This is a genomic window from Sulfitobacter sp. HI0027 (assembly GCF_001634775.1).
Classification (GTDB): Bacteria; Pseudomonadota; Alphaproteobacteria; order Rhodobacterales; family Rhodobacteraceae; genus Sulfitobacter.
In genome coordinates, this window is the sequence record NZ_LWER01000104.1 from 1 (window position 1) to 497 (window position 497).

At 64.8% G+C, this 497-nt stretch carries 1 protein-coding gene; it reads right to left on the bottom strand.

Annotated features, from left to right (window positions below):
- Positions 1 to 101: 101 nt before the first annotated feature.
- A partial coding sequence (locus A3722_RS05540) for a VOC family protein (RefSeq protein WP_067915982.1) occupies positions 102 to 497 on the bottom strand: 396 nt, incomplete at its 5' end.

Consider the following 497-nt stretch of genomic DNA (forward strand, 5'->3'; position numbering starts at 1 on the left):
CGGGAAGGGTTCACACGGGCGGTGGTGCGTGGGGTGGGTGCGGGATTCGGTATTTCTAAAAGGATGAAGGGGGCAGGGGAACTCTTTGAGCGGCGCTGCGGTCAGTTTGCCTCGGCCAGTAGGGCAGCGACATCGAGGGGGGCGTTGACCATTTTGAGATCGCCTTGTGCATCGCGGGGCCAGTCGGCTTGGGGCCGGTCCCGGTACAACTCGACACCGTTGTTGTCGGGATCGCGCAGGTAGACCGCTTCGCTGACACCGTGATCGGCGGCGCCGTCCAATGTGATGCCAGCCTCAAGCACCCGGCGCAGGGCGCGCGCCAATTGCTGTCGGTCAGGGTAGAGAAAGGCGCTGTGGTAGAGGCCGGTATGGCCCGGCGGCGGCGGTGTGGCGCCCGCGCTTTCCCATGTGTTCAGCCCGATGTGGTGATGATAGCCGCCCGCGCCCAGAAACGCAGCCTGATCGCCGTAGCGTTGAGTCACGGCAAAGCCCAACAA